The organism is Methylobacterium nonmethylotrophicum (assembly GCF_004745635.1).
In the GTDB taxonomy this organism is placed as follows: domain Bacteria; phylum Pseudomonadota; class Alphaproteobacteria; order Rhizobiales; family Beijerinckiaceae; genus Methylobacterium; species Methylobacterium nonmethylotrophicum.
Window position 1 is genome coordinate 571,832 of record NZ_SRLB01000001.1, and the last position, 15,669, is coordinate 587,500.

Below are 15,669 nucleotides of genomic sequence, written 5' to 3' on the forward strand. Positions count from 1 at the left end.
ACGGACCGGGTGCCGCCCTTGTGCCCGCCCGCCGGGCCCCACATATTCCCGTCAAGGCGAGCGGACCCGCGAGGGACCGGGCGCCGTCCGACGCTGCGAAGCGTCCGAGGGTCGCGTGAGAGCCTCGCACCAGGAACATCCACGCTAGAGAGCTTCCGAAGGAAACTCCCATGGCATTCGAGAACAGCCCGTTCCGGCAGGGCAACGCGAGCGGCTTCGGCAGCCCCACGGGCTATGCCCAGAGCCAGGTGCAGGTCGACCAGGGCCTGCGCGCGTTCATGCTCGGCGTCTACAACAACATGATCGTCGGCCTGGGCATCTCCGGCCTGGTGGCGATCGGCATCAACAAGCTCGCGGTGGCGTCCTCGTCGGCGGACGCGGTGGCGCGGATCGGCTCGATCCCGCTGACCAGCTTCGGCCGCACGCTCTACGCCACCCCGCTGATGTGGGTGATCGCGCTCGCGCCGCTCGCCTTCATCTTCCTGTTCTCGTTCCGGATGGACCGGATGTCGGCCGCGTCGGCCCGCACCACCTTCTTCGCCTTCGCGGCGGTGATGGGTGCGTCGCTCTCGACGCTGCTGCTCCGCTACACCGGCGCGAGCGTGGTCCAGGTGTTCTTCATCACGGCGGCGGCCTTCGGAGGCTTAAGCCTCTACGGCTACACCACGACCCGGAGCCTGTCGGGCATCGGCTCGTTCCTGGTGATGGGCCTGATCGGCCTGATGATCGCCAGCCTGGTGAACATCTTCCTGGCCTCGAGCGCGCTGCAATTCGCGATCTCGGTCATCGGCGTCCTGATCTTCGCCGGCCTGACCGCGTACGACACGCAGAAGCTCAAGGAGATGTACGTCTACGGCAACTTCGACGGCGAGACCGCCGCCAAGGTGTCGGTGGTGGGCGCCCTGACGCTCTACCTGGACTTCATCAACATGTTCCAGTTCCTGCTCTCGCTGATGGGCAACCGGAACAACTGACAAGCTGCGCCGGGGCGGCCCTCCCGCCCCGGACCGCTCGACGGGAAGCCCCGGCTCGCGCCGGGGCTTTTTTGTTGCGGTCCGCCGGGAGCCACGTGCGTTGACGGCCCAAAGCATCTGACTTAGGTCAGAGGTATGACGATCGACGCCATCAGCCGCATCCGCCGCTTCAACCGGGCCGTCACGGCCGAGGTCGGAGCCCTCGACACCTCGTTCCTCGGCCGCGGCCGGCCGCTCGGCGTGGCCCGCGTGCTCAATGCCGTCGGGCATGGGCGCCAGGATGTCGGCAGCCTGCGCGACTATCTCGGGCTCGATTCCGGCCTGATGAGCCGGCTCCTGCGCAGCCTGGAGGAGGAGGGGCTCGTCGTCACGCTGCCCCATCCGGGCGATGCGCGCCGGCGGGTCGTCGCGCTGACCGAGGCCGGGCGGAAGGAATTCGCCGCCTACGAGGCGCTGTCGAACGCGCGGGCCGCGGAGCTGATGGCGCGCATCCCCCGGGGCGACGACCTCCTGCGCGCCATGGACCTCGTCGCCACGGCGCTCGGCCGCGACCGGATCGCCATCGAGGAGACCGACCCGCGCGGGGAGGCGGCGCTGCACTGCCTGACCGCGTACTACGCCGAGCTCGGGCGGCGCTTCGCGACCGGCTTCGACGTGGCACGCTCCCGCGATCCCGACGCCGCCGACATGATGCGGCCGCGCGGCGCCTTCCTGGTCGCCCTGTCGGACGGGCTGCCGATCGGCTGCGTCGGCCTGAAGGGAAAGGGCGGCGAGGTGGCCGAGATCAAGCGGCTCTGGGTCTGCCCCTCCGCCCGCGGCTTCGGCCTCGCCCGCCGGCTGATGGAGGCCGCCGAGGCGGCGGCCCGGTCCTTGGCGATCGGGGTCCTGCGCCTCGATTCGAACAGCGCGCTCACGGAGGCCCTGCAGCTCTACCGCCGCACCGGCTGGACCGAGATCGCGCGCTTCAACGACGATCCGTACCCGGATGTCTTCTTCGAGAAGCGTGTGTGAGGAGGATCGTCACCCCGTGCACCGCCGCGAAGGATCAGCCGGCTGCCCCGGACCTCGTAGGAGGCCAGGCGCTCCAGGAAGCTCATCCCCAAGAGGTTGACGGTCAGGGCGCCGGGGCGGGTCACCAGGGCGGCGATGCGGGTCTCGCTGATCGGTCCCACCGCCACGGTGTCGAGCACGACCGGGGCGGCGGCGGTGCGGCCGTTCGCGGTCTGGACCTGGATCCGGTAGGCGCCCGGCCCCGGGCGGATCCCGAGGCTCGCCGCACTCTCCGCGGTGAGCACCACCGCGCTCGCGCCGGTGTCGAACGCGAAGGCGCGCGGCCGCCCGTTGATCCTGGCCTGCACCGTGAAGCCGCCGTCGACCCGCCGGGCGATGACCACCTCGTTGCCCTGTCCCGCCACCGGCTGGCCGGGGCTGAGCTCGCCGAGCGCCCGGAACGCCATGTCGCGGGCCTCGTCGCGGTAGGCGTAGAGGGCCGCAAACCCGGCCCCGACCGTGCTCCAGGCCAGGAGCGCGAGCACGCCCTCGCCCAGGCTCGACCGGAACCGGTTGCCGACGCCGTTGAGCACGATCAGGATCGCGGCGCCGGCCGCCGCGAGGCCGGCGGCCTCCTCGGGCCGCAGGCCCGCGACCTCGCGCCCGCCGAAGGCGGTGAGCGCCCAGGCGCAGGCGAGGAGCAGGAGCCCGAGGCCGACGGCGCCCGGCACCGGTCAGGCCAGGGCGGGGGCCGGCGCGGGCTCCGGCGCGAGGGCGGAAAGCCGCGCCGGCAGCTCCGCCATGATCCTCCGGCGCTCCGGCTCGGCGAGGGCGCCCCAGGCGGCGATCTCGTCGCCGCTGCGGCCGCAGCCCTCGCACAGGCCGGTGACCGGGTCGAGGACGCAGAGGCGGATGCAGGGCGTGGAGATCAAGTGATCGGAGACCGGGGGAGCGGATACGGGCATCAGGCGGGAATCGCGATCAGGAGGGCGAGGAGGGCGGCGATCTCGGCGAGCTGCTGGCTCGCCCCGATCACGTCGCCGGTCTGGCCGCCGACGAGGCGTTCCGCCATCCGGGTCAGGGTCCAGGCGGCAACGAGCGCGAGGAGCCCGGCGAGGCACAGGCCGAGCCAGGGCAGGCCGAGGAGGCCGGCGAGGGCCAGCAATGCGAGGCAGAGCGCCCAGGCGGTGGCGTGGGTCGTCCCGCTCGGTCGTCCGACCGCGTGGGCGGCGCCGTCCGGCCGGGCCGGGGGCAGCCGGCAGAGCGGCCACAGGGCGGCGGTGCGCGACAGGGCCGCGACCGCCAGCAAAGCCACGGCGACGCGCCAGCCGATCCGGTCGGCGAGCGTCGCGATCGCGCCGATGCGCAGCGCGCAGGACAGGACCAGGGCGACGGCCCCGTAGGCGCCGATGCGGCTGTCGCGCATGATCTCGAGGCGCCGGGCCGGGCTGGTGCCGCCGCCGAACCCGTCCGCCACGTCGGCCAGGCCATCCTCGTGCAGCGCCCCCGTGACCAGGACCGCGAAGGCGAGGGCGAGCGTTGCGGCGAGGAACGGTCCGAGCCCGAGGGCGAGCGCCGCCGCCGCGGCGACCGCCCCGGGCAGCCCGATCGCCAGGCCGGCGAGGGGCAGCATCCGGGGCACGGTGCGGAAATCCGGGGCGGCGTGGCGGTCGGTCTCGCCCGGGACCGCCGGGACCGGCAGGCGGCTGAAGAAGCGCAGGCAGGCGGCGAGGTCGGCGAGCGGCGGCCAGGCGCCGGAAGGGGGCGGGGGCGGCTCGAATGCGTCGTCGGCCTGGTCGTCGCTGGCGCCCCCCGGCCTCGCGTTCAATCCCGTCGCCATCCCGTACGCACCCCGGAGCAGCGCGATCCCCGACCGCGGATTCGCCCACCCGCGCCATTTTGCTGTATCTGCACGCCCCACGATAGCCCCTAGAGCTGCCCCCGGGAGCTGATCCGACAGCCGACCCCGGCCAGCCCCACGGGCGGGCTCGCCCCGCCAGGACAGACGATCGCCATGGCCGACACCCAGACCGACGCCGCCCCGTTCGACGACATCCGCCGCCTGATGGCCACCATGCCGGGGCCGGACGAGGCCGCCGCCGCCGAGGTCTCGGCCCGCGACTCGCTGCTCACCAAGCCCCCGGGCAGCCTCGGGCGCCTCGAATTCCTCGCCGCCTGGATGGCGGCCTGGCAGGGCAAGGCGCCGCCGAGCCTCGACCGGCCGCTGGTCTGCGTCTTTGCCGGCAGCCACGGTGTCGCGGCCCGCGGCGTCTCGGCCTACCCGTCGGCGGTCAACCGCCAGATGCTCGACAACTTCGCGGCCGGCGGTGCGGCGATCAACCAGATCTGCGCCGCCTACGGGCTCGGCTTCAAGGTGTTCGACCTCGCCATCGACATGCCGACCGGCGACATCGCGATCGAACCGGCGATGACCGAGAAGGCCTGCGTCGCCACCATGGCGTTCGGCATGGAGGCGGTGGCGGCGGGCACCGACGGGCTCGCGGTCGGCGAGATGGGCATCGGCAACACCACGGTGGCGGCCGCGATCTACGCCGCGCTCTACGGCGGAGAGCCGGCCCGGTGGGTCGGCCGCGGCACGGGCGTCGACGAGGCCGGCGTTGCCCGCAAGGTCGCGGCCGTGGAGGCGGCGCTCAGCCATCACCAGGGCCACCTCGACGATCCGCTGGCGGTGCTGGCGCGCTTGGGCGGCCGCGAGGTCGCCGCGATGGCGGGCGCGATCCTGGCGGCGCGGCTGCAGCGGGTGCCGGTGGTGATCGACGGCTACGTCTCGACCGCGGCGGCCGCGGTGCTGCACGCCGTCGATCCCCGCGCCCTCGACCACTGCCTCGCCGGCCACGTCTCGGCCGAGGGCGACCACGCCGCGGTGCTGGAGCGGCTCGGCCTGCGCCCGCTCCTCGACCTGGGGCTTCGCCTCGGCGAGGGCACCGGCGCGGCGCTGGCGCTCGGCATCGTCAAGGCGGCGGTGGCCTGCCACCGCGAGATGGCGACCTTCGCGCAGGCAGGGGTCTCGGGGCCGGTGGCGTAAGGCCGGGCAGAGCCGTCCGCCTCCGCGGCGAAGCCGATATCCCGCCGGTCATCCCGGTGCCCCGCGGGCGAGACACCCGGATGACCAGCAGTATGTTGGAGGGCATGGGTCGCCCCCGGCCGCAGGTCGGGCGGCCCTTTCAGCCGAACAGGTACATCGCCCCCGGCAGGGCGACGAAGCCGGCGGCGCAGCCATAGGCGAGCCAGAGGCCCGGCCGGCGGGCGGCGAGGCGGCGCAGGCGCTTGGCGGTCGGGCCGCCCTTGACGCTGCGCCCGTTCACGCACGAGCAGAGCAGGTGGTGCGCCTCGCCGGTGCTCAGCTCGAAGAAGCTGCGGGCATCCCCGAAGGTGTCGCCGGCAAGCCCGCTCGACCGCAGCACCGGGTCGGCATAGGCGTAGGCGAGCGGCGAGTTGTCGGCCCGGATCGCCCCCCGCATCTTGCGGGGCACGAACTCGATCTCCTCCAGCGTCGTGAAGCTGCGGCCGGGATCACGCTCGAGGATCTCGGCGAAGCGCTCGAGACGCGCCCGGCGGCCCTCGAGCAGCCCCGGGACCGTCTCGACGTCGGCGATGTCACGGATATGGCGAAGCGGCTGATGTTCCATGCTGGGCATCCTCGTCGATGCGCTGCAGACCGGTGCGCGCTGCTGTTGATGCAGCATGCGCCAAGCATCTCGCCGATGCATTCGCCCTGGTTAACACATTCTCTTGATCGGCTTTCCGCCAAGCTACAAGCAAATGCCGGCAAAGGCGCCAGCATCAAGGGCTTATCGGTATCTCTCAGCTTGGCCGTTACTCATCCGGCGGTCGGCCTGCGACCGCCGGACGCATCGGGCCGGACGGCCTCAGGTCACCTCGAACCAGCCCCACAGGCCGGTATCGAACCGCTCCAGCGCCGTGGCGCTGACGAGCCAGCGGCCGGGATTGTCGGCCAGGAACGCGATCCGGGCGGTGCGCCCCTCCAGCAGCTGGAAGGTGTCGAGCCAGTAGGGCTCCCAGCCGTCGTCGAGGGGGTGCAGCAGCCGGAAGGCGTGGCCGTGCAGGTGCAGCGATTGCGCGAAGGCGGTGCCGTTCGTGAGCGCCAGCACCACCGCGGTGTTGCGCCTGACCGAGAACAGGGGCGGGTTCTCCGGCCGGCCGGCGGCGCCGTTGAGGGTCCAGATCCGGGTCGGGTCGCCGGTGAAGGCGGGGGCAGACTCGGGTTTCGCCTTGTCGAACACCGCGCCCCCCGCGAGGGCGATGTCGCGCCGGAAGGCGTTCTGGAGCTTGATCTCCGGCGGCAGCAGCTTGTTCTCGCCGATCGGCGCGACGGGCGGGCGGGCCGCTACCGGCGCGCCCGTCTGGACGATGCGGGCGAGCGGCATGCCCGGGCCGATCAGCGCCACCACGCTGCCGGCGGGCTCGGTCGGTCCCGGCACGTCGAGGAGGATGTCGTAGCGGGTGCCGGGCGGGAAGGGCAGGGTGGCGCGCAGGGGCTCGAAGGTGTCGGTCGGCTGGCCGTCGACGGCCGCCACCCAGGCCTTGAGCCCGTCGAAGCGGATCCGGGTTGCCCGGGCGTTGCAGGCATTGGCGAGCCGCAGGCGCAGCCGCGTGCCGGGCGCCGCCTCGATCGTCACCGGCGCCGGCTTCCCGTTGACCGTGAGCGCGTTGCCGAGCCGGCCGGAACTCGCCGCGAAGGCGACCTGCCCGAAGGCGGCGGGCGTCCCGTCGGGCTCGAGGCGCCAGTCCTGGAGGATGAGCGGCACGTCGCGGTCGACGGCCGGGGGCTTCGCCTCCTCGACCACCAGCATCCCGGAAAGGCCGCGCCCGGCCGGCTCGCTCGCCCCGCCGACGACGAGGGGGCGGATCAGGGAGGTGCCGGCATCCGGCGGGGTGAACTCGTAGAGGAAGCTCGCCCCCGGGGCGACGGGGGCCTGCGTCACCCCGCCGACCCCGTCCATGGCGTTGCGGTTGCGCACCCCGTGCCAGTGCAGCGACAGCGGCCGCTCGGTCTTGTTCTCGAGGCGCAGGCGGACCGCCTCCCCGAGCTTGACCCGCAGCACCGGCGGTGCGGCTTGCCCATCGAAAGCCCAGACGGGGGTCTCGGGCGCCGGCTCCGGCTTGATCCGCGCCCGCGCGGGCGCGGCCGTCAGGCGCCGCGGCTCCGGGGCGGCGGGCGCGGCCGGCTGGGGCGCGCCGCCCTGAGCCCGGGCGAGGGCGGGCGCGAGGGACAGGGCGGCGGCGGACAGGATCGCGCGGCGCGAGGGCGGCAGGGACGACGGCATGGCACCTCGCTGGGCGGAATCGATCGGCGGGTCTGCCCGCACGGGGCGCCGGCGGGGCGCGCCCGACGCGGCGAGCGCCTTGTAGCCGGGGCGCCGGTCCGGGGCGAGGCGGGCGCCAAAATTCTTGCTGCGTGGCCGATCCACCATGCTATAGAGCCGCGCCCGGGCGCGTAAAGCCTCGGGCGCGAGCGTCGCGGGCGTGGCGGAATTGGTAGACGCGCTGGATTTAGGTTCCAGTGACGAGAGTCGTGGGGGTTCGAGCCCCTCCGCCCGCACCATCTTCCGCCAGGCGACACGACGGATTGGGTTCAAGCAGCAGGGCCGGCCCATCGTGCTGACGGTCCCGTCGCACGGCGCAGGACAGCGCCGTCCGGGCCCCGCAGCCAGGCCGGATTCGACAATGCAAGGCGGAATGACGACGATGCAGGTGACCGAGACCAAGTCCGAGGGGCTCAAGCGCGAATTCCAGGTGATCCTGCCGGCGGCCGAGCTGGAGAGCCGGCTCGCGACCGAGCTCGACGGGATCAAGGGCAAGGTGCAGCTCAAGGGCTTCCGCCCGGGCAAGGTGCCGGTCGCCCACCTGCGCAAGGTCTACGGCCGCTCGGTGATGGCCGACGTCGTCCAGAACGCCGTCACCGAGGCCAACCAGAAGATCGTCGAGGACAACAAGCTCAAGCTCGCCCTCGAGCCGCAGATCCAGATGCCCGAGGACAAGGACGAGATCGAGAAGGCGCTCGACGCCAAGGCCGATCTGTCGTTCAAGGTCGCCCTCGAGGTGATGCCGACCTTCGACCTCGTCGACCTGTCGGACGTGAGCCTGACCAAGCTCGTCGTCACCCCCTCCGACGAGGAGGTCAACGCGACGATCGAGCGGATGGCTTCGGCCAACCGGCCCTTCGAGGACCGGCCCGAGGGCGAGGCCGCCCAGTCCGGCGACCGCCTCGTCATCAACTTCACCGGCCGCATCGACGGCACCCCGTTCGAGGGCGGCACCGGCGAGGACATCACCCTCGACCTCGGCTCGAACACCTTCATCCCGGGCTTCGAGGACCAGCTGACCGGCGCCAGGGCCGGCGACGAGCGCCTGGTCAAGGTCACCTTCCCGGAGAATTACGGCGCCGAGCACCTCGCCGGCAAGGAGGCCGAGTTCGACGTGACGGTGAAGGCCGTCAAGGCGCCGGGCGCGCTCACGATCGACGACGAGCTCGCCAAGACTTTCGGCATGGACTCCCTCGACGCCCTCAGGGACGCCGTGCGTGAGACCATGGGCCGCGAGTACGAGGCGGCCTCGCGCCAGAAGCTGAAGAAGGGCCTCCTCGACGCCCTCGACAGCCGCTACTCGTTCGAGCTGCCCCCGAGCCTGGTGCACCAGGAATTCGCCGCGGTGTGGGCCCAGGTCGAGCAGGACCTGAAGAACCGCGGCAAGACCTTCGAGGACGAGGACACCACCGAGGAGAAGGCGCGCGAGGAGTACCGCCGGATCGCCGAGCGCCGCGTGCGCCTCGGGCTGGTGCTTGCGCAGGCCGGCGAGAGCGCCGATATCAAGGTCTCGGACGACGAGGTGAATCAGGCCCTGATCGCCCGCGTCCGTCAGTTCCCCGGCCAGGAGCAGCAGGTCTGGGATTTCTACCGCAAGACCCCGCAGGCGCTGGCCGAGCTGCGCGCCCCGCTGTTCGAGGAGAAGGTGGTTGACCACGTCCTCGGGCAGGTCAAACTGGTCGAGGAGCCCGTCTCCAAGGAGGCGCTGTTCGCCGACGAGGACGAGGCCGAGGAGGGCAAGGCCGAGCCTGCGCAGGCAGACGCCGCCCCCGCCGAGGCCGCTCCCGCGGGCGAGGCCAACCCGGCCTGATCCCCGGCTCAAGCCCCGAACGGGGTGGCGGACGGGGACCTGCGAGGTCGTTCGTTTTCGCCGCCATCCCGGCCGCCACCGAGCGCGGCCGGGCTCCGTTCAGAGGGCCAGTGAGATGAGAGATCCGGTCGAGTACTACAACAGCGCGCTCGTCCCCATGGTGGTCGAGCAGTCGAGCCGCGGCGAGCGCGCCTTCGACATTTACTCGCGCCTGTTGCGCGAGCGCATCATCTTCCTGACCGGCCCGGTCGAGGACTATTCCGCGTCGCTGATCGTGGCGCAGCTGCTGTTCCTCGAGGCGGAGAATCCGAAGAAGGAGATCTCCTTCTACATCAACTCGCCGGGCGGCGTGGTCACCTCCGGCCTGTCGATCTACGACACGATGCAGTTCATCCGCTGCCCGGTCGCCACGCTCTGCGTCGGCCAGGCCGCCTCGATGGGCTCGCTGCTGCTGGCCGCCGGCGAGGCGGGCCACCGCTTCGCCCTGCCGAACGCCCGGATCATGGTGCACCAGCCCTCCGGCGGCTTCCAGGGCCAGGCCACCGACATCCTGATCCACGCCCGCGAGATCGAGGCCCTGAAGCGGCGCCTCAACGAGATCTACGTGAAGCACACCGGCCGCGACTACGACGCCATCGAGCAGGGCCTCGAGCGCGACAACTTCATGACCGCCGACGCGGCCAAGGAGTGGGGCCTGATCGACGAGGTGCTCCAGAAGCGCGCCGAGGCGCCGGCCCAGGCCTGACGACGCCATCCGCCGGAGGGGTCCCGCCCCGCGCGGGCCCCTCTTCGAGGGCGGTCCCCGCTCCCGAAGGCGGATCCCACTGATGCGGCCATTTGGCGGGAGCCTGTCGCATCCGCGGGATTGATCCGGCGTTGGCTGCGTGTTTGCATCGCGATTCTGCACCGGGCGCCCGGCCCGTGGGGGGCGGTGACTGTTTCTTTAGCCGGGCGCCACTATCTAAAAGCGATGCGGTCTCGCCCCCGGGGCGGGGCCGATCGGGGACTTGGAGACCCATATGAGCAAGGCTGGCGGCAACGACTCGAAGAGCACGCTGTACTGCTCGTTCTGCGGCAAGAGCCAGCACGAGGTTCGCAAGCTGATCGCGGGCCCGACCGTCTTCATCTGCGATGAGTGCGTCGAGCTGTGCATGGACATCATTCGCGAGGAATCGAAGTCCTCGCTTGTGAAGTCGCGGGACGGCGTACCGACCCCGAAGGAGATTCGGCGGGTCCTGGATGATTACGTCATCGGGCAGGACTTTGCCAAGAAGGTCCTGTCGGTGGCTGTGCATAACCACTACAAGCGCCTGGCGCACGCGACCAAGCACAACGACGTCGAGCTGGCGAAGTCCAACATCCTGCTGATCGGCCCGACCGGGTCGGGCAAGACCCTGCTGGCCCAGACCCTCGCGCGCATCCTCGACGTGCCGTTCACGATGGCGGACGCGACGACGCTGACCGAGGCCGGCTATGTCGGCGAGGACGTCGAGAACATCATCCTCAAGCTGCTGCAGGCGTCGGACTACAACGTCGAGCGGGCGCAGCGCGGCATCGTCTACATCGACGAGATCGACAAGATCTCCCGCAAGTCCGATAACCCCTCGATCACCCGCGACGTCTCGGGCGAGGGCGTGCAGCAGGCGCTCCTGAAGATCATGGAGGGCACGGTCGCGAGCGTGCCGCCGCAGGGCGGGCGCAAGCACCCGCAGCAGGAATTCCTCCAGGTCGACACGACCAACATCCTGTTCATCTGCGGCGGCGCCTTCGCGGGGCTGGAGCGGATCATCTCGGCCCGCGGCAAGGGCACCTCGATCGGCTTCGGCGCCACCGTCCAGGCTCCGGACGACCGCCGCACCGGCGAGATCTTCCGCAACGTCGAGCCCGAGGACCTCTTGAAGTTCGGCCTCATCCCCGAATTCGTCGGCCGCCTCCCGGTGCTGGCGACCCTCGAGGACCTCGACGAGACCGCGCTCAAGCGCATCCTGCAGGAGCCGAAGAACGCCCTGGTCAAGCAGTACCAGCGCCTGTTCGAGATGGAGAACGTCGATTTGACGTTCCAGGAGGAGGCGCTGAGCCTCGTCGCCCGCAAGGCGATCGAGCGCAAGACCGGCGCCCGCGGCCTGCGCTCGATCCTGGAGAGCATCCTGCTCGAGACGATGTACGACCTGCCGGGCCTCGATTCGGTCGAGCAGGTGGTCATCGGGCCGGAGGTCGTCGACGGCAAGTCGCGGCCGCTCTACATCCACGGCGACCGCGGCAAGGACGCGCCGGCCAGCGCCAGCGCCTGATGGCCGCCCGGAGGCCGCCGCGAAAACGGCGGCCTCCCGTTCGAGAATCGCCCGCACGCGGCCCGGACCCGGCCAGCGACCCGCAAGTGGCACGGTGCTTGAAAGCGGCACCCGGAGGAGCCACCTGAGAGTCGACGCGGCGGCCGCATGCTCACCGAAACGAGGTGCGGTGCCGCGACCCGGCCGCTCTTCTCGTTTCCGACCCCCGCGGCCCGGTCGGCCCCCACCGTCCCTCCTGCTTTTCCCCGACGAGGGGAGGGACCTGGGCGTCACCACATAAGGACGTCAGTCAATGACCCAGCCGAAATCGCGCCAGCCCGTCGTTCCCGGCTCGACCGGGACCTACGCGGTCCTGCCGCTGCGCGACATCGTGGTCTTCCCGCACATGATCGTGCCGCTCTTCGTCGGCCGCGAGAAGTCGATCCGGGCCCTCGAGGAGGCGGTGCGCACCGACCGGCACATCCTGCTCGCCACCCAGGTCAACGCCACCGACGACGATCCGGCCACCGACGCGATCTACACCATCGGCACGCTGGCGAGCGTGCTGCAGCTGCTCAAGCTCCCGGACGGCACCGTCAAGGTGCTGGTCGAGGGCGGCGGCCGGGCCAAGATCCAGGACTTCGTGCGCTCGGACGAGTACTACGCCGCCGAGGCCGAGGTGCTGCCGAACGACCTCGGCGACCGGATCGAGGCCGAGGCGCTGGCTCGCTCGGTGATCTCGGAGTTCGAGAACTACGTCAAGCTCAACAAGAAGATCTCGCCCGAGGTGGTCTCGGCGGTGATCCAGATCGACGAGCCCTCGAAGCTCGCCGACACGGTCGCCTCGCACCTCGCGGTCAAGATCTCCGACAAGCAGGCGATCCTCGAGATCCCGACCGTCGCCCAGCGGCTGGAGCGCGTGCTCTCGCTGATGGAGAGCGAGATCTCGGTGCTCCAGGTCGAGAAGCGCATCCGCACCCGCGTCAAGCGGCAGATGGAGAAGACCCAGCGCGAGTACTACCTGAATGAGCAGATGAAGGCCATTCAGAAGGAACTCGGCGACGAGGACGGCCGCGACGAGCTGGCCGAGCTCGAGGACAAGATCGAGAAGACCAAGCTTTCCAAGGAGGCGCGCGACAAGGCGCTGGCCGAGCTGAAGAAGCTGCGCCAGATGTCGCCGATGTCGGCCGAGGCCACGGTCGTGCGCAACTACCTCGACTGGATGCTCGGCATCCCGTGGGGCAAGCGCTCGAAGATCAAGAAGGACCTGCCCGGCGCGCAGGCGATGCTCGATGCCGACCATTTCGGCCTCGACAAGGTGAAGGAGCGGATCGTCGAGTACCTGGCGGTGCAGCAGCGCGCCAACAAGCTCACCGGCCCGATCCTGTGCCTCGTCGGACCGCCCGGCGTCGGCAAGACCTCGCTCGGCAAGTCGATCGCCAAAGCCACGGGCCGCGAGTTCGTGCGCATGTCGCTCGGCGGCGTCCGTGACGAGGCCGAGATCCGCGGTCACCGCCGGACCTATATCGGGTCGATGCCCGGCAAGATCGTGCAGTCGATGCGCAAGGCCAAGACCTCGAACCCGCTCATCCTGCTCGACGAGATCGACAAGATGGGCATGGACTTCCGCGGCGATCCGTCCGCGGCGCTCCTCGAGGTGCTGGATCCGGAGCAGAACGCGACCTTCAACGACCATTACCTCGAGGTCGATTATGACCTGTCGAGCGTGATGTTCGTGACGACGGCCAACACCCTCAACATCCCGCCGGCTTTGCTCGACCGGATGGAGGTGATCCGCATCGCCGGCTACACCGAGGAGGAGAAGGTCGAGATTGCGCGCAAGCACCTGATGCCGGGTGCGCTGAAGAAGCACGGCCTCGACGAGAAGGAGTGGTCGATCACCGATGACGGCCTGATGCTCCTGATCCGCCGCTACACCCGCGAGGCGGGCGTACGGAATCTCGAGCGCGAGATCTCGAACCTGATCCGCAAGGCGGTGAAGGAGATCCTGATCTCGGGGGTGAAGAGCGTGACGGTCTCGGCCGACAATCTCGACACCTTCCTCGGCCCGGCGAAGTTCCGGTACGGCGAGGTCGAGACGGACGATCAGGTCGGCGTGGTCACGGGTCTGGCCTGGACCGAGGTCGGGGGCGAGCTGCTCACGATCGAAGGCGTCATGATGCCCGGCAAGGGCAAGATGACGGTCACCGGCAACCTGCGCGACGTGATGAAGGAGTCGATCTCGGCGGCGGCATCCTATGTCCGCTCGCGGGCCGTCGATTTCGGGGTCGAGCCGCCGCTGTTCGAGCGCCGGGACATCCACGTCCACGTCCCGGAGGGGGCGACCCCGAAGGACGGGCCCTCGGCCGGCATCGCCATGGCGACGGCGATCGTCTCGGTCATCACCGGCATCCCGGTGCGCCGCGACATCGCCATGACCGGCGAGGTCACCTTGCGCGGGCGGGTGCTCCCGATCGGCGGCCTCAAGGAGAAGCTGCTGGCGGCTCTGCGGGGCGGCATCAAGATCGTGCTGATCCCGGAGGAGAACGCCAAGGACCTGGCGGAGATTCCGGCCAGCGTGAAGAACGGGCTCGAGATCGTTCCCGTCTCGCGCATGGACCAGGTCCTCGAGCGGGCACTGGTGCGCATGCCGGAGGCGATCGACTGGGACGAGCCGCTGCCCAAGGCCGCTCCGGCGCGGACCGAGGACGACGCCTCGGGGGTGGTCGCGCACTGACCCGAGTGCCACAGATCTTGTGCTGACATGAGAAGGCCCCCGGACGGATGTCCGGGGGCCTTCTTTCGTGTCGGCTCGGTGCTCCCTGGGGGAGAGTACCTCACTCAGGCGCTGCGGCGCCGACCCAGGCCGCTGTTCTTGGCGAGTTCCGAGCGCTGCGCGGCGTAGTTGGCCGCGACCATCGGGTAGTCGTGAGGCAGGCCCCACTTGCGCCGGTACTCCTCGGGGGTGAGCCCGCGGGTCGAGAGGTGGCGCTTGAGCGACTTGTACTGCTTCCCGTCCTCGAGGCTGATCAGGTAGTCCGGGGTCACCGTCTTCTTGACCGGCATCAGCGGAACCGGCTTCTCGGCCTCGACCGTCTGAGGGCCGCCGAGGCGGCTCAGGGATTGGTGCACCGTGTTGATCAGGGCCGGCAGGTCGGCCAGCGGCACGGAGTTGTTGGACACGTAGGCCGACACGATGTCGGCGGCGCGTTCAATCAGATTGGTTTCTTGCTCTTGGTCCAGCATTCAATCGGCTCCGATGACAGAGTGGGTGCCCCATGCGGGCTGGCGCGCCCCGGGTCAAGATTTCTTTTTGTGAATGCGACAGAATTACACCGAAGAAACAGAATTGTGCGCCATCGAAAGCGGCGGAGTGGCCAGGAGGCTGGCCGGTTTCTCCCTATGCGCCCACGTAATACAGGCGTTGCGTGTTAGGCTGAGAAGCCCGGCCGCTGCCAGCCCGGATGCGGGCGCATCCCTCCCGGACAGCTCACGCGCACGAGGCGGTGCGAGAGGGGAGGGCGCCGGGCCTTGTCGCGAGAGTTTCACAAGGGAGTTGACGGCTCGAGAATCGGGGCCTATACGACCACCCATCGGCGCCGGCCGCTTCCGCGGACCGGGCGCTGAAACGTCTTCTGCACAGTCCGGGCCGGCGAGCCTGACCTTGGTCAGGCGCTGGTCTCTTTGTTGCCGATGATGCCCGGCTCGCGCCGGATCGCTCTTTGACAAGTTCATATGAGAAAGAGAAGCGTGGACGGCGTCGTCCCTGCGGGTCGGCCTTCTTGGGAGGGCCGGCTGTGAGTAGGATGATGCTGGTCTGACGTTTCGGTGCTCACACGATCGTGCGGAAACGCCGGTCGGTTGTGTGCTTCCGTTTAAGTTGTGATCAGCTTTGATCAGCTCTTCAACTTGAGAGTTTGATCCTGGCTCAGAGCGAACGCTGGCGGCAGGCTTAACACATGCAAGTCGAGCGGGCATCCTTGTGGTGTCAGCGGCAGACGGGTGAGTAACGCGTGGGAACGTGCCCTTCGGTTCGGAATAACTCAGGGAAACTTGAGCTAATACCGGATACGTGCGAGAGCAGAAAGGTTTATCTGCCGAAGGATCGGCCCGCGTCTGATTAGCTGGTTGGTGAGGTTATGGCTCACCAAGGCGACGATCAGTAGCTGGTCTGAGAGGATGATCAGCCACACTGGGACTGAGACACGGCCCAGACTCCTACGGGAGGCAGCAGTGGGGAATATTGGACAATGGGGGCAACCCTGATCCAGCCATGC

At 70.0% G+C, this 15,669-nt stretch carries 13 protein-coding genes, 1 tRNA gene and 1 rRNA gene (1 of these 15 running past the window's edge); 9 read left to right on the plus strand and 6 right to left on the minus strand.

The features are described from left to right. Positions 1-170: 170 nt before the first annotated feature. Together EU555_RS02700 and EU555_RS02705 are read left to right on the plus strand one after the other, a co-directional pair. Complete coding sequence (locus EU555_RS02700) at positions 171-974, plus strand: Bax inhibitor-1/YccA family protein (protein ID WP_135412880.1); 804 nt, start codon at positions 171-173, stop codon at positions 972-974. A 135-nt stretch (positions 975-1,109) separates the two neighbouring features. Then, a complete protein-coding gene (locus EU555_RS02705) occupies positions 1,110-1,985 on the plus strand; it encodes a bifunctional helix-turn-helix transcriptional regulator/GNAT family N-acetyltransferase (protein ID WP_135412881.1) in 876 nt (291 codons plus the stop codon). Here EU555_RS02705 and EU555_RS02710 read toward each other — a convergent pair. The 3 genes from EU555_RS02710 to cobS are packed head-to-tail and all read right to left on the minus strand — an operon-like array spanning position 1,904 to position 3,804. Then, positions 1,904-2,695 carry a retropepsin-like aspartic protease family protein gene (locus EU555_RS02710; protein WP_135412882.1) on the minus strand — a complete coding sequence of 264 codons (792 nt, stop codon included), beginning with the start codon at positions 2,693-2,695 and terminating at the stop codon, positions 1,904-1,906. The two genes, EU555_RS02705 and EU555_RS02710, sit on opposite strands and share 82 nt — an antisense overlap. Before the next feature lie 3 nt (positions 2,696-2,698). After that, the gene (locus tag EU555_RS02715; protein WP_135412883.1) at positions 2,699-2,929 is read right to left on the minus strand and encodes a DUF1289 domain-containing protein; all 231 of its coding nucleotides are present in this window, start codon (positions 2,927-2,929) and stop codon (positions 2,699-2,701) included. Then, positions 2,929-3,804 (minus strand): adenosylcobinamide-GDP ribazoletransferase, encoded by an 876-nt coding sequence (gene cobS / locus EU555_RS02720; RefSeq protein WP_135412884.1) that lies wholly within the window; start codon positions 3,802-3,804, stop codon positions 2,929-2,931. The genes EU555_RS02715 and cobS overlap by 1 nt, the downstream gene beginning before the upstream one ends. A 174-nt stretch (positions 3,805-3,978) precedes the next feature. On the opposite strand from cobS, the gene cobT reads away from it, so the two are divergent. After that, positions 3,979-5,010, plus strand: a complete 1,032-nt coding sequence (gene cobT, locus EU555_RS02725; protein WP_135412885.1) for a nicotinate-nucleotide--dimethylbenzimidazole phosphoribosyltransferase — start codon at positions 3,979-3,981, stop codon at positions 5,008-5,010. 139 nt (positions 5,011-5,149) lie between these two features. On the opposite strand, the gene EU555_RS02730 is transcribed toward cobT, so the two are convergent. Next, complete coding sequence (locus EU555_RS02730) at positions 5,150-5,614, minus strand: hypothetical protein (protein WP_135412886.1); 465 nt, start codon at positions 5,612-5,614, stop codon at positions 5,150-5,152. Between the two features lie 240 nt (positions 5,615-5,854). After that, complete coding sequence (locus EU555_RS02735) at positions 5,855-7,273, minus strand: multicopper oxidase family protein (RefSeq protein ID WP_135412887.1); 1,419 nt, start codon at positions 7,271-7,273, stop codon at positions 5,855-5,857. Between the two features lie 193 nt (positions 7,274-7,466). On the opposite strand from EU555_RS02735, the gene EU555_RS02740 reads away from it, so the two are divergent. The 5 genes from EU555_RS02740 to lon all read left to right on the plus strand — a co-directional run bounded on the left by EU555_RS02740 (position 7,467) and on the right by lon (position 14,129). Next, positions 7,467-7,551 (plus strand) — tRNA-Leu (locus tag EU555_RS02740). A gap of 143 nt (positions 7,552-7,694) precedes the next feature. After that, positions 7,695-9,122, plus strand: a complete 1,428-nt coding sequence (gene tig / locus EU555_RS02745; protein ID WP_135412936.1) for a trigger factor — start codon at positions 7,695-7,697, stop codon at positions 9,120-9,122. Between the two features lie 115 nt (positions 9,123-9,237). Then, positions 9,238-9,867 (plus strand): ATP-dependent Clp protease proteolytic subunit, encoded by a 630-nt coding sequence (locus tag EU555_RS02750; protein ID WP_048445377.1) that lies wholly within the window; start codon positions 9,238-9,240, stop codon positions 9,865-9,867. A gap of 274 nt (positions 9,868-10,141) precedes the next feature. Beyond that, the gene (gene clpX / locus EU555_RS02755) at positions 10,142-11,413 is read left to right on the plus strand and encodes an ATP-dependent Clp protease ATP-binding subunit ClpX (RefSeq protein ID WP_048445376.1); all 1,272 of its coding nucleotides are present in this window, start codon (positions 10,142-10,144) and stop codon (positions 11,411-11,413) included. Positions 11,414-11,705: 292 nt separating this feature from the next. Next, positions 11,706-14,129: an endopeptidase La gene (gene lon, locus EU555_RS02760; protein ID WP_135412888.1), complete on the plus strand. Its 2,424-nt coding sequence runs from the start codon at positions 11,706-11,708 to the stop codon at positions 14,127-14,129. 104 nt (positions 14,130-14,233) lie between these two features. Here the strand turns inward: lon and EU555_RS02765 are convergent, their stop codons facing one another. Next, positions 14,234-14,638 carry a Ros/MucR family transcriptional regulator gene (locus EU555_RS02765; RefSeq protein WP_135412889.1) on the minus strand — a complete coding sequence of 135 codons (405 nt, stop codon included), beginning with the start codon at positions 14,636-14,638 and terminating at the stop codon, positions 14,234-14,236. 659 nt (positions 14,639-15,297) lie between these two features. Between EU555_RS02765 and EU555_RS02770 the strand changes: the two genes are divergently transcribed. Further along, positions 15,298-15,669, plus strand: a 16S ribosomal RNA gene (locus tag EU555_RS02770) (its annotated part continues 1,021 nt past the right edge of the window); the annotation flags it as partial.

What these genes read in the sequence shown, in the direction of transcription:
- EU555_RS02765 (WP_135412889.1), bottom strand. Translation starts at nt 14,638, where the DNA reads ATGCTGGACCAAGAGCAAGAAACCAATCTGATTGAACGCGCCGCCGAC.
- tig (WP_135412936.1), top strand. Translation starts at nt 7,695, where the DNA reads ATGCAGGTGACCGAGACCAAGTCCGAGGGGCTCAAGCGCGAATTCCAG.
- EU555_RS02750 (WP_048445377.1), top strand. Translation starts at nt 9,238, where the DNA reads ATGAGAGATCCGGTCGAGTACTACAACAGCGCGCTCGTCCCCATGGTG.
- clpX (WP_048445376.1), top strand. Translation starts at nt 10,142, where the DNA reads ATGAGCAAGGCTGGCGGCAACGACTCGAAGAGCACGCTGTACTGCTCG.
- EU555_RS02730 (WP_135412886.1), bottom strand. Translation starts at nt 5,614, where the DNA reads ATGGAACATCAGCCGCTTCGCCATATCCGTGACATCGCCGACGTCGAG.
- cobS (WP_135412884.1), bottom strand. Translation starts at nt 3,804, where the DNA reads ATGGCGACGGGATTGAACGCGAGGCCGGGGGGCGCCAGCGACGACCAG.
- EU555_RS02735 (WP_135412887.1), bottom strand. Translation starts at nt 7,273, where the DNA reads ATGCCGTCGTCCCTGCCGCCCTCGCGCCGCGCGATCCTGTCCGCCGCC.
- EU555_RS02700 (WP_135412880.1), top strand. Translation starts at nt 171, where the DNA reads ATGGCATTCGAGAACAGCCCGTTCCGGCAGGGCAACGCGAGCGGCTTC.
- lon (WP_135412888.1), top strand. Translation starts at nt 11,706, where the DNA reads ATGACCCAGCCGAAATCGCGCCAGCCCGTCGTTCCCGGCTCGACCGGG.
- EU555_RS02715 (WP_135412883.1), bottom strand. Translation starts at nt 2,929, where the DNA reads ATGCCCGTATCCGCTCCCCCGGTCTCCGATCACTTGATCTCCACGCCC.
- cobT (WP_135412885.1), top strand. Translation starts at nt 3,979, where the DNA reads ATGGCCGACACCCAGACCGACGCCGCCCCGTTCGACGACATCCGCCGC.
- EU555_RS02705 (WP_135412881.1), top strand. Translation starts at nt 1,110, where the DNA reads ATGACGATCGACGCCATCAGCCGCATCCGCCGCTTCAACCGGGCCGTC.